General features: G+C 39.2%; 16 protein-coding genes and 4 pseudogenes. 10 read left to right on the plus strand and 10 right to left on the minus strand.

All coding sequences use genetic code 11. The annotated features are described in order from the left end of the window. Positions 1-116 precede the first annotated feature (116 nt). The 5 genes from H6G40_RS09690 (at position 117) to H6G40_RS09710 (ending at position 8,056) form a co-directional block, all read left to right on the plus strand. On the plus strand, positions 117-1,535 hold the full coding sequence (locus H6G40_RS09690) for an AMP-binding protein (RefSeq protein WP_190537590.1): 1,419 nt from the start codon (positions 117-119) through the stop codon (positions 1,533-1,535). A gap of 3 nt (positions 1,536-1,538) precedes the next feature. Beyond that, positions 1,539-1,820 (plus strand): acyl carrier protein, encoded by a 282-nt coding sequence (locus tag H6G40_RS09695; protein ID WP_002738446.1) that lies wholly within the window; start codon positions 1,539-1,541, stop codon positions 1,818-1,820. 45 nt (positions 1,821-1,865) lie between these two features. Then, positions 1,866-3,179: a coproporphyrinogen-III oxidase family protein gene (locus tag H6G40_RS09700; protein ID WP_002738346.1), complete on the plus strand. Its 1,314-nt coding sequence runs from the start codon at positions 1,866-1,868 to the stop codon at positions 3,177-3,179. Positions 3,180-3,313: 134 nt separating this feature from the next. Further along, complete coding sequence (locus tag H6G40_RS09705) at positions 3,314-4,636, plus strand: sulfotransferase family protein (RefSeq protein ID WP_069474152.1); 1,323 nt, start codon at positions 3,314-3,316, stop codon at positions 4,634-4,636. Between the two features lie 141 nt (positions 4,637-4,777). Next, positions 4,778-8,056, plus strand: coding sequence for a non-ribosomal peptide synthetase (locus H6G40_RS09710; protein WP_069474151.1), 3,279 nt, complete (start codon positions 4,778-4,780; stop codon positions 8,054-8,056). 19 nt (positions 8,057-8,075) lie between these two features. On the opposite strand, the gene H6G40_RS09715 is transcribed toward H6G40_RS09710, so the two are convergent. The 8 genes from H6G40_RS09715 to H6G40_RS09750 form a co-directional block, all read right to left on the minus strand. Continuing rightward, positions 8,076-9,290, minus strand: a complete 1,215-nt coding sequence (locus H6G40_RS09715) for an SDR family oxidoreductase (RefSeq protein WP_069474150.1) — start codon at positions 9,288-9,290, stop codon at positions 8,076-8,078. A gap of 7 nt (positions 9,291-9,297) precedes the next feature. After that, complete coding sequence (locus tag H6G40_RS09720) at positions 9,298-10,107, minus strand: hypothetical protein (RefSeq protein WP_069474149.1); 810 nt, start codon at positions 10,105-10,107, stop codon at positions 9,298-9,300. Positions 10,108-10,169: 62 nt separating this feature from the next. Then, positions 10,170-10,973, minus strand: coding sequence for a hypothetical protein (locus H6G40_RS09725; RefSeq protein WP_190537592.1), 804 nt, complete (start codon positions 10,971-10,973; stop codon positions 10,170-10,172). 77 nt (positions 10,974-11,050) lie between these two features. Then, a complete protein-coding gene (locus H6G40_RS09730; RefSeq protein ID WP_042791032.1) occupies positions 11,051-11,872 on the minus strand; it encodes a hypothetical protein in 822 nt (273 codons plus the stop codon). Between the two features lie 61 nt (positions 11,873-11,933). Further along, entirely contained in the window at positions 11,934-12,746 is an 813-nt protein-coding gene (locus H6G40_RS09735; protein ID WP_002738639.1) for a hypothetical protein, read from the minus strand. Between the two features lie 100 nt (positions 12,747-12,846). Then, the gene (locus tag H6G40_RS09740) at positions 12,847-13,734 is read right to left on the minus strand and encodes a sulfotransferase domain-containing protein (RefSeq protein ID WP_002739049.1); all 888 of its coding nucleotides are present in this window, start codon (positions 13,732-13,734) and stop codon (positions 12,847-12,849) included. 11 nt (positions 13,735-13,745) lie between these two features. Continuing rightward, entirely contained in the window at positions 13,746-15,512 is a 1,767-nt protein-coding gene (locus tag H6G40_RS09745; RefSeq protein ID WP_016515119.1) for a thiamine pyrophosphate-binding protein, read from the minus strand. A 102-nt stretch (positions 15,513-15,614) separates the two neighbouring features. Next, positions 15,615-16,328 carry a sulfotransferase family 2 domain-containing protein gene (locus tag H6G40_RS09750; RefSeq protein WP_002738617.1) on the minus strand — a complete coding sequence of 238 codons (714 nt, stop codon included), beginning with the start codon at positions 16,326-16,328 and terminating at the stop codon, positions 15,615-15,617. Between the two features lie 686 nt (positions 16,329-17,014). Between H6G40_RS09750 and H6G40_RS09755 the strand changes: the two genes are divergently transcribed. Continuing rightward, entirely contained in the window at positions 17,015-17,494 is a 480-nt protein-coding gene (locus tag H6G40_RS09755) for a hypothetical protein (RefSeq protein WP_002739088.1), read from the plus strand. 303 nt (positions 17,495-17,797) lie between these two features. On the opposite strand, the gene H6G40_RS09760 is transcribed toward H6G40_RS09755, so the two are convergent. Both H6G40_RS09760 and H6G40_RS23950 read right to left on the minus strand, forming a co-directional pair. Then, a complete protein-coding gene (locus tag H6G40_RS09760) occupies positions 17,798-17,956 on the minus strand; it encodes a microviridin/marinostatin family tricyclic proteinase inhibitor (RefSeq protein ID WP_002739260.1) in 159 nt (52 codons plus the stop codon). Between the two features lie 230 nt (positions 17,957-18,186). Then, a pseudogene (locus H6G40_RS23950) lies at positions 18,187-18,378 on the minus strand (MvdC/MvdD family ATP grasp protein); the annotation flags it as partial. Positions 18,379-18,450: 72 nt separating this feature from the next. Here H6G40_RS23950 and H6G40_RS09770 point away from each other — a divergent pair. The 4 genes and pseudogenes from H6G40_RS09770 to H6G40_RS09785 all read left to right on the plus strand — a co-directional run. Continuing rightward, positions 18,451-19,239, plus strand: a pseudogene (locus tag H6G40_RS09770) (class I SAM-dependent methyltransferase). A 157-nt stretch (positions 19,240-19,396) separates the two neighbouring features. Further along, positions 19,397-20,131, plus strand: a complete 735-nt coding sequence (locus H6G40_RS09775; protein WP_002738419.1) for an SDR family oxidoreductase — start codon at positions 19,397-19,399, stop codon at positions 20,129-20,131. 542 nt (positions 20,132-20,673) lie between these two features. After that, positions 20,674-20,966, plus strand: a pseudogene (gene tnpA, locus H6G40_RS09780) (IS200/IS605 family transposase); the annotation flags it as partial. A 138-nt stretch (positions 20,967-21,104) separates the two neighbouring features. Continuing rightward, positions 21,105-21,257 (plus strand): annotated as a pseudogene (locus H6G40_RS09785) (transposase); the annotation flags it as partial. Positions 21,258-21,476 lie beyond the last annotated feature (219 nt).

Here is a 21,476-nt window from a genome sequence, read left to right on the forward strand (position 1 = left end):
GACAGCAGACCAACGGCCGACAAAATTGACCAATTATCAATAGCGTTTGAGCTGGGTTTGCCCTGATTTCTCCTGCCACTACGCCACTCCCCATGTAACCTTCCATACCAATGTAAATGTTGAACAGCTTATTTATAGCCCGCATCCCCTCTCTAGACTCGTATCAGTCCAACGTGCTTACCGATGGATGTTTAACCTATTCTTGGCAAGATGTTGGGGAAATATTTGACAATTTGTCAAGCTTTTTCAGGCAAGAAAAAATCGATCTAGCAGACTGCTTGGCCCTGGAATGTGAAAATTCTCTTCCCAGTGCTTTAACCCTGTTATTTTTGTTAGAAAAGGGCTATAGTTTCTTTTTGCAGCCTCAGTCAAACTCGCCCTCTATTATTCCTGAGTTTTGTCGCTATTGCCTCACTCCCAAACTAGAAAAAACTGACAATTTAGATCAGATTAGCAATTGGCTAAAAATTACCGAAAATCATCAATACAAAACCATTGATGATAAAGGTAAAAGGCTGTATATGAGGACTTCTGGGAGTACAGGAACACCCAAAATAGTGGTTCATTCTCAGACTAAATTGCTAGAAAATGTGCTTAACTGTGTGGAAAGATTGAGATTAAATTCAGAGGCGAGAGTGGCGATTCCAGTCCCGATTTATCATCTCTATGGTTTAGGGGCTGCTTTTCTTCCTAGTGTGGCTGTTGGAGCCTCTATTGATTTACAGAAAGGTGCTAACCTTTTACGCTATCTTCAGAGAGAAAAAGACTTTAATCCTAATGTTGCTTTTATGACTCCTAGCTTTTGTGAAACCTTAGTTAAAGGCAGAAAATCAGCCAGAGAGTATAAATTAACAGTGGTGGCGGGAGATCTGATCAAAGAAAACACTTTTATTAAATATGAAGAGAATTTCGGCCCCCTGGTTAAGTTATATGGCAGTACAGAAATGGGGGTAATTGCCGCAGGTAATCCCCAAGAAGAATTATCCCTCCGTTGTCAAACAGTCGGTTTACCTATGCCAAGTGTGCGATTGCGTCTTAATAAATCTTTAAACTCGGAAATGTCAGAAGTTGGGGAAATTTGCTGTCAGCATCCCCTAGGTTTTGATGGTTATGTTGATCCGGCAGGAGTGCCGCTGATGTCAACAAATTCCGATGATTGGTTCCCTACTAAAGACTTAGGTAAGCTACATTTAGACGGTCATCTAGAAGTTTGGGGAAGATGCGATCGCAGTATTAACCGGGATGGTCTATTGGTCTTGTTTTCTGACATCGAGAAAAATATGGAAACCTTAGGGGAAATTGAAGCGGTTGCGGTTCAATGCCATGGAGAGAGTCAAAGAGGCAAAGGTATAGTCGCTTTTTGTGTCTTGACAAAAGGGAGTCATCTGTCTGAGAATGAAATCAGAGAATTGTGCTTTGATATACTACCGAAAAGAGCGATTCCAGACCGCATTGTCACTTTGAAAACCTTACCGATGTTACCCAACGGGAAGATCGACCATCAGCAATTAGTCAGTTTTTTACCCAAAGCTTAGAAAATGGCGACAAATATTTTAAATCAACTCAAGACAATTATTGCCGAACAACTGGATGTCAATCTCAAAATCGAGGAAATTGACGAAACCGCCTCCCTATTTGAAGACGGGTTAGGATTGGATTCCATCGCAGTAGTTGAATTAATTGCTTTGACAGAACAGCATTTCGAGGTTGAGTTTGCGGAATCGGATTTAAATCTAGAATCCTTTAGCAATCTTAACGTTTTAGCTAGTTGTATTGCCCAGAAAATGCCGGCAAGTGAACAATTAACGGTCACAGCTTGATCTAGAGTTAATGCAACCTCAATAACAATATCTCAGTCAAAAACCATGACTTTAACCATCGAACTTCCGAAAACCCAAACGCCGCAACGTTTACCCTTAAATCCTAACTATCCCCCCTTTCGCCAGTGGAAAGCAGGGGTAATCGCCGAAAAACTAGAAGAACAGCCAGTCTGTCTCTATGTTCATATCCCCTTTTGTACTCAACGCTGTGCTTTTTGTTATTACAAAACCGTTGACCTAAAAGAGAGCCAAGTACAGGCCTATGTAGATACGCTTTGCCAAGAAATTAAACTCGTTTCCGAAAGATTCAATTTGAAAAACCGACGGATTCAGGCGGTTTATTTTGGCGGAGGAACTCCCACTACCTTAACCGGAAACCAGTTAGTCCAAGTTGTCGAGAATTTACGCGAAAATTTCTCCTACTTTGAAGAAAAGAAACAGTTTTCCGTAGAAGCAGAACCCTTGAGTGTTTCCCCATCAAAAATGAGGGTACTCAAAGAATTAGGGGTAAATCGCCTAAGTTTAGGTGTTCAATCTTTTAATGATCAAATCATCAAACTGAGTGGCAGAGGTCATGACGAAAAACAAGCTTATCGAGCGATCGATGTAGCTCAAAAAGCTGGCGAGGGGCAATGGTCAATTAATATTGACCTATTGAGTGGACTAGCCGGAGAAACTGTAGAAACTTGGCAAGAAAGCTTAGAATGCGCTCTGAAAACCGGAGTAGAAAGCATCACCGTTTATAAAATGGAAGCTTTTGCCAATACCCAAGTATTTGATCAAGGGGTTCGCCAAGAAATTATAGAATTGCCATCAGCAGAGCTAGAAATGCAGTTTATGCAGTTGGCCATGGAGCGCTTTGCCCAAGCAAATTATAATCCTTGGAGTCATTTTACCTATGTTAAAAATGACAGCGATTTGGCCACAAGTATCAAACAATATCGCAGTGAATACATTTTTAATATTTGGCACGGAATGGAGTTTTATGGTCTGGGAGTCTCTGCTTTTGGCTGTTTAGGGGATTCTCTGTTACAAAATACTAGCGATATGGAAAAATATGCGACCCTTCTGGCCCAAGGAGAACTACCCTTATCTCGCGGTTATAAGCTGACTAGCTTGGACCAGATGGTGCGGGAAGTTTTACTAGGAATCAAGACATTACGTTTTGATTTAATTGCATTTCAGCAAAGACATGGGTTTAAATTACAATCCCTTTGCGCGGAAACTTTGTCCACACTTGAAAGAGATGGTTTTGTCACCGTATCTACCCAAGAAATTGAATTAACCGCTAAGGGGATTCTTTATGGGGACTATGTGGGCGAAACTTTAGCAGCATCTCTCAAAAAACTCAAAAGTTAGTAAGTAGGTGGGTGTTAAAAATTGTCAGTTTCCCCCCTGAGTAAGGGGGGTCAGAACTCCTTACTCAGTTAAAATCTAGAAACTGGATAATCGCTAACTAATAATTGTTCATTGTTGAAAATGACCCAGATGAGATGTGCAGAACAAACAGTTTAGCTCAGGTCCCACTTAACGATTTACCCGTGCTTACTGCTACGGAAATTGAGGAGCAAGTAGCCGCTATTTATGGTCTTCTCGAAAATTGCTCGCTTCCCCAGGGACAACTAGAGCAACTGACCGAAAAACTGGCAGAATTTCAAAGCCAATGGCAAGCGGTTTTTGCCAAATTTGGACAGAACTATCGAGGAGAATTAGCCTATCGAGATTTAATCGGGGAATTTAGCCGAAAAATTGCACCATTATTACAAAAATGGCTATCTTCATCGGTGGCAATCCAAGAAATAATTAATCCTATTACTTCCATGCTTTCAACCCTATCGCCTTCCCCACCCCTGAGGGGAAAAGATGGCGAGATGCTTTCTCTGATGCAGAGAAAGCGTTTGTTAATTGTCAAAAAAAAGCACCAATCTCAGCTAGAAGTAGAAGATAAAAACCTCTCAATCCCAGAGTTTGAAAAGCCGATTTTTATTGTTTCTGCACCCAGAGCAGGAAGTAGTTTATTGTTTGAAACCCTGGCTAAATTCCCCGATTTATGGACGATTGGAGATGAAAGTCACGAAATTATCGAAGGAATACCCGCTTTACATCCAGCTGCACGCAATTTTAGCTCTAACCGCTTGGATGAAGGCGATGCTACCCCAGAAATTAGCGCAACTCTAAGAAAAGGTTTTACCCAACAATTACAAAATCGGGAGGAGGTAAAATATTTAAACATTGCTGAAAATGAGCGTCCTAACAAAATTCGTTTTTTAGAAAAAACGCCCAAAAACGCCCTAAGAGTTCCTTTCCTAATGGCTTTATTTCCCGATGCTCTCTTTATCTATCTTTATCGAGATGCTAGGGAAAATATTAGTAGTTTATTAGAAGGATGGCGATCGCAACGTTTTATTAGCTATCAACCCTTACCCGGTTGGGAGCATAGTCAGTGGAGTTTTCTGCTCGTACCCGGTTGGTCATCTCTCCAGGAATCTTCTCTGGTAGAAATTGCCGCCTATCAGTGGAAAATGGCTAATTCCTACCTAATAGAAGACCTTCAGTCCCTCAACCCTTCCTGTTGGTGTTCGGTCAATTATCGCGATTTAATTGAACATCCCGGGCAAACCATTAATCATATTGCCCAATTTGCCCAACTGCATCAAGACAAACAAATCGAGCAAATTCTCTCTCAACCCTTACCCATCGCTCAAAGAACCCTATCTGCTCCTAGACAAGAAAAATGGCGCAAACATGAACGGGAATTGGCCACAGTGTTACCAGACTTAGAAAACATAATTGATTTTTTGCAGTATCTTAAGTAGGTAGGTATTGAAAACTTTCAGATGCCCCCCTTATTAAGGGGGGACTAAGGGAGGATCGGCACCCCCCTTATTAAGGGGGGACTAAGGGGGGATCGAACCTAAAATCCATTTTTAATTTAATTATAACCAGCTACTTAAATCATGATTGAAGTACAATTACAGCCAATTGAGGAGAATTTTAGGGGAGAAAATTATTCTTATTCCACCACAATTCATCAATTATTTGAAACCCAGGTGGAGAAGACCCCTAATCAGATTGCGGTAAGTTTTGAAGATTGCTGCTTAACCTATAAGCAGTTAAATGACCGCGCCAACCAAATCGCCCATTATTTAATTGAATTAGGAGTAAAACCAGAACAATTAATAGGAATCTGTGTTGAGCGTTCCCTAGAAATGATCATCGGGGTTTTAGGTGTTCTCAAAGCGGGAGGGGGTTATGTACCCCTGGATCCTGCTTACCCCCAAGAACGGCTAAAATTCATCCTAGAAGATGCCGGTATATCTATCTTATTGACACAGGAAAAACCCCTTATAAATTTACCCCTTGACCAGATAAAAGTAATTTTTCTCAATAAAGATCAGTCCCTAGTTCAACAAAGTCAAGAAAACCCTAAAACTACTGTAAACTCGGACAACTTAACCTATATTCTCTATACTTCTGGCTCCACCGGGCTACCTAAGGGGGTTTTAATTACTCATAAAGGAGTAGTTAATTTAGTTCAAACAGAAATTAAACTATTTAATTTAGATACCTCAAGTCGTGTTCTGCAATTTGCTTCCTTAAATTTTGATGCTTCCGTTTCGGAAATCTTCACCGCTATTTCTTCGGGAGCGCAACTTTGTCTAGGAAATTCTAACTCCTTACTTCCGGGGGATAACTTGCTTAATTTTCTGCAAAAAAAAGCTATTACCCATGCACAAATTCCCCCATCAGTATTAGCCGTCCTCCCTCAAGCACCCTTAAAACACCTACAGGTATTAATTGTCGGCGGAGAAGCTTGTCCCCCTGCCTTGATGGCCCAGTGGTCAGTGGGAAGACGCTTTTTTAATGCCTATGGACCCACCGAGGCCACCGTTGATGCCACCATAGCAGAATGTAGCCCTGATAGTCCCTTAACCATCGGTCGTCCTCTTGCCAATACGCAAGCTTATATCCTCGACCAGTCTCTCAAAAAAGTGGCTGTGGGGGTTGCGGGAGAATTACATATTGGGGGAGTAGGTTTAGCTAGGGGATATCTCAATCGTCCCGAATTAACTGCGGCAAAATTTATTCCCCATCCTTTTGATGATAATCCATCGGCGAAGTTATACAAAACCGGCGATTTAGCCCGTTATCTTCCCGATGGTAATATTGAATGGTTAGGGCGTATAGACTTTCAAGTTAAAATTCGTGGTTTAAGAATTGAATTAGGGGAAATTGAAGGCATCTTAAACGAAAATACCGCCATTCACCAAGCGGTAGTCATTGTCCGTCAAGAGCAGTTAAATGATCCTCAATTAATCGCTTATGCTGTTATTAACCCCACCGTTAAAGTCGAGCAAGTCCTCGCTCAATGGCGCGACTATCTCAAAGAAAAGTTACCCCATTATATGATTCCCCGGGCATTAGTAATTTTAGAAAAGATGCCTTTGACCCCCAATGATAAAGTTGACCGTGTAGCTTTAGCTAAATTGCCTCTAAATTATGACACTTCTCGTCTGGTTACACCGCCACGAAACCCAGAGGAAGAACTATTAACCGCAATTTGGGCGGAGGTTTTGGAATTAGAAAAAGTAGGAATTGATGAGAACTTTTTTGAATTGGGGGGACATTCCCTCAAAGTTATTGCCCTCTGTAAGAGGCTAGAGTCTTATTTTGAAAAAAAGTTTGCTGTAGAAACTATTCTTGATGCCGCAACGGTGGCTGAATTTGCCGAATATTTACGGAAAAATCATCCAGAACTAATCGAAAAAATTGACAAGATAAAATTTAATGAGGTAATCAATCCCTTAATCATAGACGAGGATTTTATTGCCGATTCTTCCCTGGAGATTGATTCCTTATCTGGCTGTCCTTATTTTCCCTTATCTTTGACTCAACAGAAAAGATGGTCCTATGAAAAATCCAACACAGTCATCCATTTTTCAGGTAATTTTAGACGACACTACCTTAAAGGAGACCTCAATTTAGCAGTTTTAACAGCCAGCTTGAATGAGATTATCTATCGCCATCAAATATTGCGTGTCACCTTTCGAGAAGTCAACGGTTCCCCCGTTCAGTTAATTAACCCCTACACCGAAAAAAACCTACCCATAATTGATTTACAACCCTGGCCAGAGAACCAGAAAAGTGAGGAATTAGCAAGATTATTACAAGAGATTATTAATCAACCCTTCGACTTGATTAATGGCCCCTTAATCAGACTGATATTAATTCGTTTGGATGAGAAGGAGCACATTCTCCTCACTCACATCCACGATATTATTATAGACAATTCATCATTGACGCTCTTTTTTAAAGAATTGGAGCTACTTTATCAGGCTTTTGTCTTAGGTGATTCCTCCCCTTTACCTCCCTTACCTATCCAGTATGTTGATTATGTTCAATGGCAACTAAAATCCTTTAGTTCTCAACTAATTGAGCCGAAAATTAACCACTATAAACGTATTTTAGAAGCGGGAGAGTCACCAACCTTAAAAATTCCCCCACACCTGATTTCGCCGTCTAAATCTAGTGATAAATTATCCGATTCATCGGTTTCAAGTCTAGGGACTAATTTTGATTTTGAAATTCCTAGGGATTTCACAGAGAAATTAAACATTCTCTGTCAAGAGCAAAGAATCACTTTATTTATGACTGCACTAACAGCCTTTGCTGTTTTACTCTATAGCTATAGTGGCTGTGAAGATATTATCATCCGCGCTCCCCGTGACGCTCGTAATCATCCACACCTGAAGCCTCTAATCGGTTTAATTAGTAATATAATGTTGCTCCGAGTTAATTTAAGTGGTAATCCTACTGTTAAAGAGTTACTAACGCAAGTGAGAAGGGTAGTATTAGAAGCTTTAGAGTATCAAGATGTTCCCTTTGAGCATTTAGCCAAAGTCATCAAACCAGAATATCGCCTTGATAATTCTAGTTTTAAAGCAGTTATTACGGTTTTGTCAGAGTCCCCCGAAGAAGAATTGAAACTACCTGGGTTAGAGGTGACATCTTGGGAAATGGAAGAGTTTGAAGTTAGGCCCGACTTAGAGTTAATACTCTGGGAAAATAAAACTTCCCCAAAACCCTCTCTTAAGGGTTGGTGGCAATATAAAAAAGATTATTTTGAGCTTGATTCAATGACTCAAATTAACCGAGATTTCATGCAGATATGGTCGGAAATTGTTACGAATCCTCATCAGCCAGTTACTATCTTCCAAAATCTTAAAAATGTATAGCAAGAATTGAAGATTTTTCCTATAAATTATGGTCTAGAATAGGGGGAAAATAGCCAACTTTCTGAAAGTAAGAAAAATATAAACTGAGCAATTTTTCATCAATAACGGGACAGGAGATAGATAGCTCTGTTAATTCTATCAATGTTCGAGTTGCGTCAAATTCTAGCTTATCAGGGGAAAATAGTTTTGACAGTTTCAAAAGCAGTAATAAAGATGAATATAGTGTATTCTTGGGAGACTGGGACAATTGATATTTTAATTCGGCATAAAAATTATCATAATCAACTTTTTCTAAGGAATAGCCTAAAAGTTGAAGAGAATTAAAGAAAGTTTCCCAGGAAATTAGCTGAGAATTAATTAAATGAAATACTTTGCCAGCATGGTTTTTTTGCTGGGATAAACCGACAATTGCCCCACTGACATAATCAACGGGAACGATATCTATTTGTGTGTTTAAATCGGGGAATTTTTTTAATTGAATACAACCCTTTAGCAAAATACACAGGAAATCTTGGAAATTACCGTTAATCCCCGTTTTACTATTCCCGATGATTCTTGAAGGACGATAAATACAAGCAGGTAATCCTCTTTTTTGTGCGACCATCATTAATTGTTCTGCCACCCATTTACTTTGGCGATAACCTCCTTGCAGATTAACAAAATTAGGGCTATCCATTTCAGTGATTCTGCCAATTTCCTCCTGATTATCACCGAGAAAAACCCCAAGAGTCGAGACAAAATGAACGGGTTTAGTTTGCTCCCTACTAGCTAACCTTAGCACTTCCTGCGTCCCCAAGACATTTACCGGTTTTAAGGTGGAGTAGGGACGAGCAGAGTTAACCCAAGCTCCATTGTGATAAATAATATCAATTATTACTGCTAATTCATTAAATGCTAGTTGAGAAAGACCGAATAAATGTTTCCCTAAATCTCCAACAATAGGAATAATACGAGAATTAAAACCATCTTGCCAAAGAGAATAAAACTCTAAGTTTTTTTGAAGACGATTTTTACCCTCTTCTATATTAGAACAGCGAACTAAACAATAAATATCTGCGCTGGTTTTCTGGAGAAGTTCTTCGAGTAAATAAGCACCAAGAAAACCAGTTGCTCCTGTCAATAAGATAGCTTTTGGCTCTAGTACATTCTTGGAAAGCGATTGCTCAAATTGAATCGAGGAATCCAAATTTACTTCCGCTTTCAGGTCTAACTGTTGAGTCACAGGTTTAGTCATGTGTTTTTTAAATCCCTTCTAGAGCAACCTGATGAATAAGTTCGGCATCGGAGAGATAGGGAAATCTTTGCCAAAAACGAGACCATGTTACTAAATATATCTCTTGTTCTTCTTGAGGAAATCGCTTAAGTTTCTCCTCAAATAGATTTTTATAACGGTCTATTTCTGCTTTTAAATAATGATGCGCTTCCTCTCCATACAATTTCTGAAACATCCAGTAGGTATTGTAATTACCAGCTGCCATATCCTTTTTGTAGGAAATAAGATCATCATTAAATTCTATTAAAACTTCCCTAGGTTCCATCAGGTCAAAAATTTCACTTCTGTAGGGTTTATCTGAAATCTGAACTAAAGCAGAATGTACAACCCTAAAATCACAAGACCGTAATTCAGAAGCGCGAATCACGTCTTCATGAGTTACTTTTTCAGAAGTGACTAGCTTATTTTCTAGTTTAACAAATTCTGTCACCTTTTCTAGCTTATTGACGATTGTATTATGTTCTAAGTTGTGTTCTTTTAAAAAAGACTGAATGATTCTCTTTCTAGAATCCCAGGGAGAAGTTTGAGTTAATAGTGAACCATCTTTTTGATTACTCTCTACTTCCATATCGGCTTCATAGATCACAGCTTCAATAAATAGGAGTAATGGATAATAAACAAAAAATTCATCATCACAAATATTATAAATTGGACAATATATTTTGGAAAAAGGCTTTAAAAATGCAGTAGCTTTATAGATACTATAATAGGAAATATAAGGCATTTGACTAACGGTTTTTTTTCTTTCAATCATCCCAGGGGACATTGGCGGGTTCATTTTAGTTTCTCCTTTTTGAATTTTTAAACAAATAAGTTAGTTTGTACAGTCAAATAACAGGTTTAAACCCCTTCTAAAACAGCTTGACGAAGAAGTTCACCACTAGAGAAATAGGTAAATACATCTTGCCATAAACGAGACCATTTTGCTGAATAAACTTCTTGTTCTTGTTCAGATAATCCTTTCAGGGTTGCCTCAAATAGATTACTGTAACGGTCTATTTCTGCTTTTAAATAATGGTGTGCTTCCTCTCCATACAATTTCTGAAACATCCAGTAGGTGTTATAGTTACCAGCTGCTCTATCCTCTTGATAGGAACGAAAATCATCATGAAATTCTAGCAAAATGTTGATCGGTGACATAAGCTCAAAAACTTCAGTTTTGTAAGGTTTACCTAGTATTGAAATTAAAGTAAAGTAAAGCATATTAATATCGGAAGACTGCAATTCAGAAGCACGAATCACCTCTTGATGAGTTATTGTTTCAGAAGTCACTAACTGACTGCCAAGGTGAAAAAATTCTCCTAAGTTCTCCATAGCATTTAGGATAGTAGGATGTTCTAAGTTAAATTCCTTTAAAAAAGATTGAATAATTTTCTTTCTAGCATCCCATGATAAGTTATTCTGTTGATTGCTTCCTAGATCAATATTGACTTCGTGGATTAAAGATTCAATCAATGCTAAAACTGGATAACATAAAAGAAACTCATCAAGAGAAACGTCATCAATCATATTATATTGCTTAAAAATAGATTTAAACATAAAAGCAGTTTTGTATAGACTATGATAAGAGATGTAACGGGTTTGACTGCTTGGTTGTTTGCTTTTAAGACTCTCATACAAAATCTCTAAGTCCTGTATATTCATTTTTGATGCTCCTAATTTTGAATTTTCCAATGAATAGTGATGCAGATTTTAATAATAGCAGGCTATGGGATGGCTAATTATTCATTATTTTCGACCCCTTCCAGAGCTACTTGACGAATAAGTTCAGCACTAGAGAGATAAGAATATCTTTTCCAGAAACGAGACCATTTTTTTGTATATCTTTCTTGTTCTTCTTCAGGAAATAGCTTGAGTTTCTCTTCAAATAGATTTTTATAACGGTCTATTTCTGCTTTTAAATAATGGTGTGCTTCTTCTCCATACAATTTCTGAAACATCCAGTAAGTATTGTAATTACCTGCTGCCACATCCCTTTTATAGGAACAAAAATCATCCTGAAATTCACTCAAGATTTCTGTCGGTGAGAGAATTTCAAAAATTTCCGCTCTGTAGGATTTACCTGACATCTGAACTAGAATAGTGTGGATAATCCTCAAATCAGATGAACGCAATTCGGAAGCACGGATTACATCCTCTAATGTTATTTTTTCAGAAGCTACTAGCTGACTTTCTAATTCAATGTATTCACCTAGATTCTCCATGTGATTTAAAATCATAGGGTTTTCTAAATCAAATTCTTTTAAAAAAGATTGAATGATTATTTTTTTGGAATTCCATAGAGAACGTTGAGTTAATGGGGTGCTATCCTTGGGATTGCTCTCTAACTCCATATCAGTTTCATAGATCAGAGATTCCACAAGTGCTAAGAGTGGAGAAAATTCAAAAAACTCATCATCAGAAATATTATAAATCGGACAATATAGCCTTAAAGAAACGTGGATTACAGAAATAGCTTTGAATAGACTATGATAGGAAATGTAAGGGATTCGACTAATAGTTTGTTTGCTCTTAAGCCGCTCAATGGATATCAATGGGGTCATTTGGTTTTCTCCTTGTTTTGAATTTTTAAGCAAATAAGTTTATGCGGTCAAATAATCAGGTTTAAACCCCTTCTAAAACAGCTTGACGAAGAAGTTCAGCACTAGAGAAATAGGGAAATACATTTTGCCATAAACGAGACCATTTTGCTGAATAAACTTCTTGTTCTTGTTCAGATAATTGTTCAAGAGTTGCTTCAAATAGCTTACTGTAACGGTCTATTTCTGCTTTTAAATAATGGTGTGCTTCCTCTCCATACAATTTCTGAAACATCCAGTAGGTATTATAATTACCGGCTGCCCTATCCTCTTGATAGGAACGAAAATCATCATGAAATTCTAGCAGAATATGTATAGGTGACATAATCTCAAAAATTTCATCTCTATAAGGTTTACCTGACATAGCAATCAAGGTACAGTGGAGAATTAACTCGTCAGAAGACCGCAATTCAGAAGCACGAATTACATCTTCTAATGTGATTTTTTCAGAGGTGACTAGCTGACTTTCTAATTCAAAATACTGACCCAAATTCTCTATGTGCTTTAAGATTGTAGGATCTTCTAAATCAAATTCTTTTAAAAGAGATCGAATGATGATTTTTTTAGAATCCCACAGAGAAGACTGACTTGATGGGTTGCTATCCTTTTGATTGCTTTCGATCTCCGCATCAGTTTCATAGACAAGGTATTCAATAAATGCTAAAAGGGGATAATATTCAAAAAACTCATCTAGTGAAATATGATAAATCGGGCAATAATGCTTGAATATGAATTTGAGAATGGGAGTAGCTTTGTATATACTACGATAGGAAATATAATGATTGCGACTGATGGGGTGTTTGCTTTTAAATCTCTCAAGATTTGCTTGTAAGTCCATTTTTGTGTTTCCTTATTTTAAGTCGTGGAAGGATCGTACCATATCTAGGAAAATAATCACCAATAAACTGGGAATTTATCAGACTAATCCTAGGTATAACTCAAGACATTTCATAACCCGCCTCTTGACATAATGGTTGACAATAGGTGTTTAATTTTTCGATATCTGCCGGCTCTATTGAGTCTTTCCATCCGTCTATTTTACCCATTCTAAATGTTCTAGCAGAAGGGTTATAAATCTCCCCCAACTGAGAAGCAATAGTTTCACTAAAAGGAATATCCAAATGGTGGCAAATTTTTTCCATCGTCTCCCTTTGTTTTTCCGACTTGCCACCTCCCTGTTCTCCCACCAGATCCTCAAAACGGATAAATAAACAATTTTGCTCTTGAGACCAAGCTAACATAGAACGGAACACTTCAGCAAAATTTCTGATTTCTACTCCCGCTTTTGCCCCATAGCCTCCCACTAAAATAAAATCTAATCTTTGGCTAGGAGACATGGACTTAAAATCCTCTTCTAGAAAGTGTCTTGCTGGCATTTTTCCCGTATCTAAAACAAAGGGAATTGAGGAAGCTATAACAGCACGAGGATCACGAATAATGAAGATATGCTGATAATTCAATTCCTGAAGAATTGGGGTTAACAGAGGTGTCCAAGGAATATGACCTAAAATGTATTGCTTTTGGGCAATCAGAGTTAACCAATGTCGAACAATCGCCAAATCTACATAGTAGGGGGTTAAGGCCCCTATGCTAATCTGTTGTTGGCTAAATTGAGTTTGATGCTCGATTCTTTTTTTAACTTCTCGATAGTTAAAAAATAGAGGCACTTCTTGAATTTCTTGATCCTCAAAATGCTCTCTATAGCCCAGAATTTCAACGGACTTAGCCAACAAATGAGTGCCACTTTTAGGCAAAGAATTAATTAGTAATCGCTTGGCGGGTAACTCGGTATAGGACATCGCTTTTGAGTTAAAGGTATTGATCATTGTTCGTGGCTTTAAAACATTCCTATGGGGGGAACATATTCCGAATCAATTCGCACATCTAAGACGGTAGGTTTGCCATCCCGATAAATTGCCTCATAATCTAATCCCTGCAAGTCTTGACTATTACGAATAATATAACCATTCGCTCCCATTCCTCGAGCAATTTGACTAAAATCTACTGACGGTAAAGCAAACTCTAGGGGTTCTACTCCCGTTTGAAGATGTCGGTGTTTAACCATACCAAAAGATTGATCATTAAGAATGATAAAAATAATCGGTAATTTTTCAGCAACAGCAACAGCAAGTTCGTTGCCGTGCATTAGGAAACATCCATCACCCGTCAGACAAACAACCGGGGTATTTTTTGCCCCCATAGCTGTTCCAATCGCACTGCCAATTCCCCAACCCATGGGGGCAGTGGCCACAGCTAAACGGAAATTTTCCGGACGGGGTGGGAAGAAATAGTGAATTGTCCAAGCTAACCAATTACCTACATCCACTAAATAGCGGGTTTCTGGAGGCAAATGTTGTAGGAGTTCACCGATTAATTGCTGGGGTTTAACGGGGGAATTATCCTCTGAAAGTCGATAGCTATCCGGTTGTTTAACGGTAATTTGAGCGGGTTGATAAGGCGGGGAAATTTCAGGGAATAAGCTCGCTGATAACTCTGGTTTTAATTGTCCCCTTTGCCGAGTTTTCTGTAATCTTTTTAGTAATTCTGCCAAGGTGGTTTTGATTGTACCTTGAATGTGTAAACTGGCCATCGGAGAACTTTTAAAATAGTCCCTTGCGTGATGAATATGAACTATTTTTTTAGTTAACAATGCCTGATCCCAAGCCGAGGTTTCCCATTGCCCTAAGTTCATCCCAGCCGCTAAAATTAAAGCAACAGAATCATCGGTTAAAGCTTGACGAGCCGTTTGATGTCCAGCGAAACCAAAGACACCTTTTACTAAAGGATGATAAGGATTAACACAGGTTTTACCACCTTGAGTTGTGACAATAGAAGCGTTAATTAATTCGGCTAATGCCATAATTTCTGGGGTGGCTTCCCTACAATCTTGACCAACCCAGATGGCGATGGTTTGACCTTGGTCTAAGATATTGTTTATGGTACTATCAAGCTCATCTAAGGCTTTTAAATCAACTAATGCAGCAGCTTGAGTCGTTACCTGGGGATAAGCAAGGGATGAGGGAGACTCAACCCGGAAAATATTCACAGGAATACTAAGATGAGCCGGTCCAAAAGGTGAATGTAAAACTGTTGTTAATGCCGCTGCCAATTTTCTTTCTAATTGATTAGGGTGGGTAACGAGGGTATTATAACGGGTACAGTGCTTAAACATGGCCACTGTATCAATGGTATCAGGCGATGATTCTTGAAAGGCACTCCAGCTAAAATGAGGTAGGGCAGTTTGTGCGGTGATAACAAGTAGAGGTATCCCTTCAGCATAAGCTGAGGCTAATCCTGTAATGAAATTGGTGCTACCGGGTCCAGTTGTGCCGCAGCAAACCCCGATTTTTCCGGTTTCACGAGCATAACCATCAGCCATAAAAGCGGCGCCGGTTTCGTGACAAGTCAAAACGGCACGAACCCCCCCGCGTCTTTCGCTGCGTGCTAAGGCTTCGTAGAAGGCACTATTATGTCCTCCCGGGATGCCAAAAACGTATTCTACCCCTAATTGCTCTAAATAATCGACAATTAGGTCACTCATATTTCTTGGCTGGATTTGTTCTGGCTCTGTCAAGGTAATGGGAGAAGAGGCTTGTGAAATCATTAGATTTTGTCTTGTCAATGGACTATTGTTAGAATATCTCACATAGACGCTGCTTTTAAACCCCTGGGCAGAAAATTGGTTTAGCTAAATTTTTGTAAACTCTCAATAACCCCCGGCAGCTGTGAGGAAAAATTTTTCCGATGCAATTTGGGATTGATAACTATCAAATGTGTAGCCAAATAGGGCGATGTCATCCTGAAAGTGTTTTTCTACTAATTTTCTGGTTCTGTTGTTGTAATATTCTCGATAATCACGATGTTTTGACTTGTTTAAACAGGGCAGAGAAGCTTTAATATTTAGCCTTTGACAGACCAGATCAAAATCAGCTTCTAAAGTTTCATATCTACCAACAAAGTCAACTATTATTTTGCCTTCTAAGTCAGTAATAAGGTCTTTTTGTAGTTTAGTTGCTCCTTTGGGAAAGGGATTTTTGGTACTAATAACCCATTCCAAGTATTCTTCAAAACCGTCCAGAGATTTAACCAATTCATGTCTGACATGATCTTTCTCCTTAAGAATAAAATGATAATAGGATACCTGCCAATCCCAAGGATTTCTGACAAAAGAAAATTTATAAAAATTATTATATACTTCCTCTGACAGTTCTTTTTGCATATCTCTGGCTTTAGCGTGCCAAAGAGAGGATTCCCACATTTCATACAGGGGATTGATTTGCTCTCCTAACATTCTGGGAGGGCGATTAATTTTGAATTTTTCAGGTTGTTGTGCATAAGGTTCTAAGACTGCTTTAACGCTTGTCCCCGCAGCTTTCGTGACATGAAAAAAAATGAACTGATGACTGTAGGATATTAACATTGATCTGGCGGTGTGATAACAATAGCTCTGCCCGAGATCGGTAGGCGTATCAATTTTAGTATAAATTGAACTTGACAAAAGAGACAGTATCTAAAATGTCAGCTTGTCCATTCTGGCTGCCCTCTGGGAGATGCTCTACTACTGCTGATGCTCGTATTAAATTAAAAAAACTCTGGTTCTTCCGAACTTACACTGTAGAAAATTCCCCAAGCTCCCTCTCTGTACAGCAATGCTCTAAAGTTGATAAATATCAATCTAACAAAAACTCAAAGCCTTGCTGTACAAGCTTTACAAGCATGAGTTGTTAATAGTTTTGCATGACAGATTCGGTAGAGCCAAAACTCTATCCCTCAATTCAAACTTGACAGACTACTAGGGGTTAACCCGAAAATGCACAGAAATGGCTATTTCCCTAAGAACTGAGGATTTTCTACAAGTTCTGTGAACAGTAAGACTGATGTAAGTACCTAAGCAAAATTAATTACACATATCTAACCACCTCTTGCCTCCTGCCTCTTGCCCTTTGCCTATCTTCACTAGGAAATTAATTTTGCACGACTACTTAGAATGCTGCCAGGCATCTGATTGCTAGACAGCCGATTTGTATTCTTTTGCCTTACCATGGATTTTATATGACTGAAATCCCCACCAACCAATCCAACTTAGTGATTTTAGGAGTCTCATCAATGACGGAAACTACTGAAACGGCCATTCCCAATGATTTTCTCGGAATTAATCCCACAGAAATCAACAAAAAACTTGTCTCCTGGGGAATTTCTCTGGATGAAGTTGTTCAAAAACTTGCTTCTCTGGGACTCCCTGGCATTATTTTCATTATTGCTGTTGCCGCATCCGGTGGTACTGCCTATCCGATGATTTACGCACTTTTTGGGTTAGGCGGTCCGCTGGGACTAATTGGTGGACTTGGGGTCTTAGGCCTCTCTACCATTATTGGCGACATTGTGACGGGTTATGGCATTGAGGCACTGCTTAAAACGGTCTATCTCAAACGTCGTGAAACAGAAACTCAAGAATATCTCATCAATGAGGTGGAAGGTTTACCAATTTCTCAAGTTCTAAAACTTAACCTGAAAAAGGCTATTGAAGTAGAAATTACTGCCGAAGAACCCATTGCTCCCAAAGAAGTCGAAATTGCTGAAGAGTAGTTGTGACTTGACTAAGCACTTTCTCCCCCCGCTGCCCTCACCGGCAAATTGACGGCTCTTCTCGACTTTGTGTGATAATTTTTGCTTATGGAATCGTGAAATGCTTATCGGGTAACACTTTTAGGACTATTTTGTCGAAGAAACTATCAGTATAGACCTCGTTTCCACACAGAAACCAGAAGAGCCAATTGACTTTTTCAGCAAACCCTAAATACAACAAAAACCGCCATAAATCTTACTCCTGCTTGACTTATGGCGGCGGTTGTTTTCTGTGTGAATTACTGAAAGCAATCTTTAAATTAATTAACTATCTTCCCAGTCAGAAGGCCATTTCCAAGTCCAAACGGGAGCGGGTTCAGAATCGGGGGGGGAATCAGGAGTCGGAGCCTCGTCTTGGTCTACAGATAAAAAACGAGCAAAGAAGGGGATTGCTTTACTTTGTTCGCTATTGGGATAATTCATGGTCGTTCCTAGTTTTGAGTAGCAGCTTTTTCAATATAGCTGCGATTACCCTGTGATAGTAACATATATTGCCGTCTTACTCAAGTCAAATCCTCACCTTACCCGCACTCCCATCGGTGACACTTATAGCGGTATTCAGAGTCATCAGGTACGCCTGTTTCCTTCCCTGTTCTCCGCTCCCCATTCCTAATTCAAAAGCGATAACTTCTGTCCCTGACCAGACATGATAATATAGATTGATGGTTATAGGTTAATTGATAAAAACTTTTTTTACCATTAAATTGGGCTGTTAGTTGAACCTCTCAGGGAAATTTATCGGTATCTAAGGTAAAAGGTGCGGCTCCTTTTTTTTCTATCGCCTCAGCCACGCGGTCAATATCTAGCACCTTAACAGGAGTTGGGTAAGCCTTGCTATAACCCACTTCCCGCTCTACTAAGCCCAATCGTGTTAGACTAATGTAGTTTTTTGCCGAAAGAGTTAAGTGAGTTTAAAAATGGATAAAAATGAATGGATTAGTAGATTCGATGATTTAATTTGTAGTCCTTCGATTCGAGAGTTTTATGGTGAAAGAGAGTTTTTTAATGTCGGTTATTGGCTCTCCCATACCCAAGATCAACAGGAAGCATCCTCTACTCTGATGGAGAAACTTTTAGAATTTATTCCCAACAAACAGGGAACAATTCTTGACGTTGGCTGAGGTTTAGGAGCAACTACCCATTATTTTCTCAAATATTATCCATTGACAGCAATTGTGGGGATTAACATTTCTCCGACACAAATTGCCAGAAGTCTCTTGAATTTTCCCGAGGGTAAATTTCTGTTAATGGACGCGGTAGAGATGGATTTTGCCGATCATTCTTTTGAGCAAATTATTTGTGTAGAAGCGGCTTTTTATTTTAATACTAGACAGCAATTCCTCCGAGAAGCTTGGCGAGTATTAAAGCCGGGGGGAACCTTAATTCTCTCAGATCTGAGTTTTGCCACAACGGAACTTTTAGGGGATTGGACAGTTCCCCAAGCAAACACGGTCAAAGATAGGGCAGAGTATCAAAATCTTTATCAACAGGCAGGGTTTAAAGATGTTCAATTTGTCGAGGTGACGGAGGAGTGCTGGTTCAGACATTTTCGCCATCTTAAGTCTTGGTTAACAGAGGAATTGCAATCAGGAAAATTAGACGAAGAGATCTATAATTTAAACATTAAGCCTCTGGATAATTTGCTAAGTTCCTCGGTCATAACTTATTGGTTAGTTGCTGCTCAAAAACCAGTCAATATGCTGTAATAAGTAGGTAGATGTTAAAAATTGTCAGACACCCCTTTATTAAGGTAGCAGGGGGGATCGGCATCCCCCTTACCAAGGGGGGATTAAGGGGAGATCGAACCCAACATCTATCTTCGATTTAGTTGTCAGTTTTTCTTGAATTTTTGGAGACAAAAAAATGTTTGATTCCTTATCGGGTAAAAAAGTCGTTATTATTGGCGCAAGCTCCGGGATTGACCTAGCGATTGCTCAAAAATTGCTCTCCCTAGTGGCAAAAGTGGTGCTTTCCCATGCTTCTCAAGAGAAATTAGCTGCCGCCGTTGCCCTAATTTCCGGGGAGATTGAAGCTAAAACTGTTAATTTTTTACAAGAAGATTCTGTTAATACCTTTTTTGCAGAAATTGGCAACTTTGACCATTTAGTAGTCACCTCTCTGGGAGACAGAAATATGCCGCGAGCCTTATTAACTGAAATGACCACAGAAACGGCCCGGGGAGGTATGGAGAAATTCTGGGCAACCTTTTTAGCCGTGCGTAGCTCCCTGAAAACTTTGGCCAAGGACGGTTCTATTACCCTGACATCCAGCGTCACTATATTCAAATATTCCAAAATGGGCGGAATTTCCGTCATAGCCGCCGCTAATAGTGCTGTAGCCGTATTTGGACGCGCCCTCGCCCTAGAAATCGCTCCTATTCGCGTTAACGTTGTTGCCCCCGGATTAATAGAAGATACAAGTATCTGGAGCAGTCAAGGTGATTCAGAACGCTCGGACTTGAGCAAATGGGCGGTTTCTGCCCTACCTGTCGAACATTTAGGGCAACCCGAAGAAGTCGCCCTAGCAGTATTGAGTTTGATTATCAACCCCTATATGACAGGTGTGGTTTTACCTGTGGACGGTGGAGTTACTCTTTAAAAGAAATGGTGAAAAAAGACCGACAAATCCTCGAGAACAAAAAATCTGGTGTCAGAGCAGAGGCTCTTCTGGTTTCTGTGTGGAAACGAGGTCTATACTGATAGTTTCTTCGACAAAATAGTCCTAAAAGTGTTACCCGATAAGCATTTCACGATTCCATAAGCAAAAATTATCACACAAAGTCGAGAAGAGCCGAGCAGAAGAGCGAAAATAACAAAGTGAGCAGAAAAATGCAGGAAAATTAATAAGTACCCTATCCCTTATAGGGATATTTCTTAACAATTTTGTCAGTAAGCATTCTAACCCTTATCCTGACTTGATTTCAGTTTTTTCTTTGTCAGTAAGGGTGTCAACAAGGAATATTATAGATTGTTAACCGAGTCTTGAAAGCCCTGTGCTACAAAGGGTTAAAATGTTAAGAAAGATGTGACTAATGGATAAGACCGTATTCATAGTGATAGAGAGAGAAACGGTATATTAGAGAGATAATTTTTAATCTCTTCGGGTCTAATTCCCCGCCGCTCGCGGCGTATAATAGAAAAATGAGTGAATACATCCATAAGAGCCATAATGTAAGTGTTTTGCTATATCATTTAGTGTTCCCAGCCAAATATCGTAAAGCCGTTTTCGACGAACAGGTAGATAGCTTGTTGAAAGAAGTCTGTCTAGAGATGGAAAAACGATACGAGATCAAGTTTGTAGAAATTGGAGTGGATAAAGATCATGTGCATTTTCTGGTGCAATCAGTACCGACTTATAGTGTGACAAGGATCGTGACAATGATTAAAAGTATAACGGCGAGAGAAATTTTCAAAAAGTGTCCTCAAGTGAAAAAGCAGGGCTCTTCTGGTTTCTGTGTGGAAACGAGGTCTATACTGATAGTTTCTTCTGCAAAATAGTCTTAAAAGTCTTGTCCAGTAAGCATTTCACGATTCTATAAGCAAAACTTATCACACAAAGCCGAGAAGAGCCAAAGCAGTTGTGGGGAGGAGAGTTTTGGAGTGATGGATATTACGCAAGTACGGTAGGAAAGCATGGGGATGAAGGTATGATAGCGAGATATGTAAAAGAACAAGATAAAGAATACCTGCAGCTACACCAAAATCTACAATTGAGTCTATTTTGATTCTGATACCCCGTCCGCTTGCGGCGGGGTAGTTCATTTTTTTCACTACTACCGAATCACCACCTTAAAATAATTAAGTAGGTAGGTGTTAAAAGTTGTCAGACACCCCCCTTATCAAGCTATCCATTAGTCACATCTTTCTTAACATAAAATTTGACAAAAAGAGAAAAGTGTGCAAGATGGCTCAAGGGGGTTCTATGGGGGGACTAATTTGATGAG

It is taken from the genome of Microcystis viridis FACHB-1342 (assembly GCF_014698335.1).
GTDB lineage: Bacteria > Cyanobacteriota > Cyanobacteriia > Cyanobacteriales > Microcystaceae > Microcystis > Microcystis ichthyoblabe_A.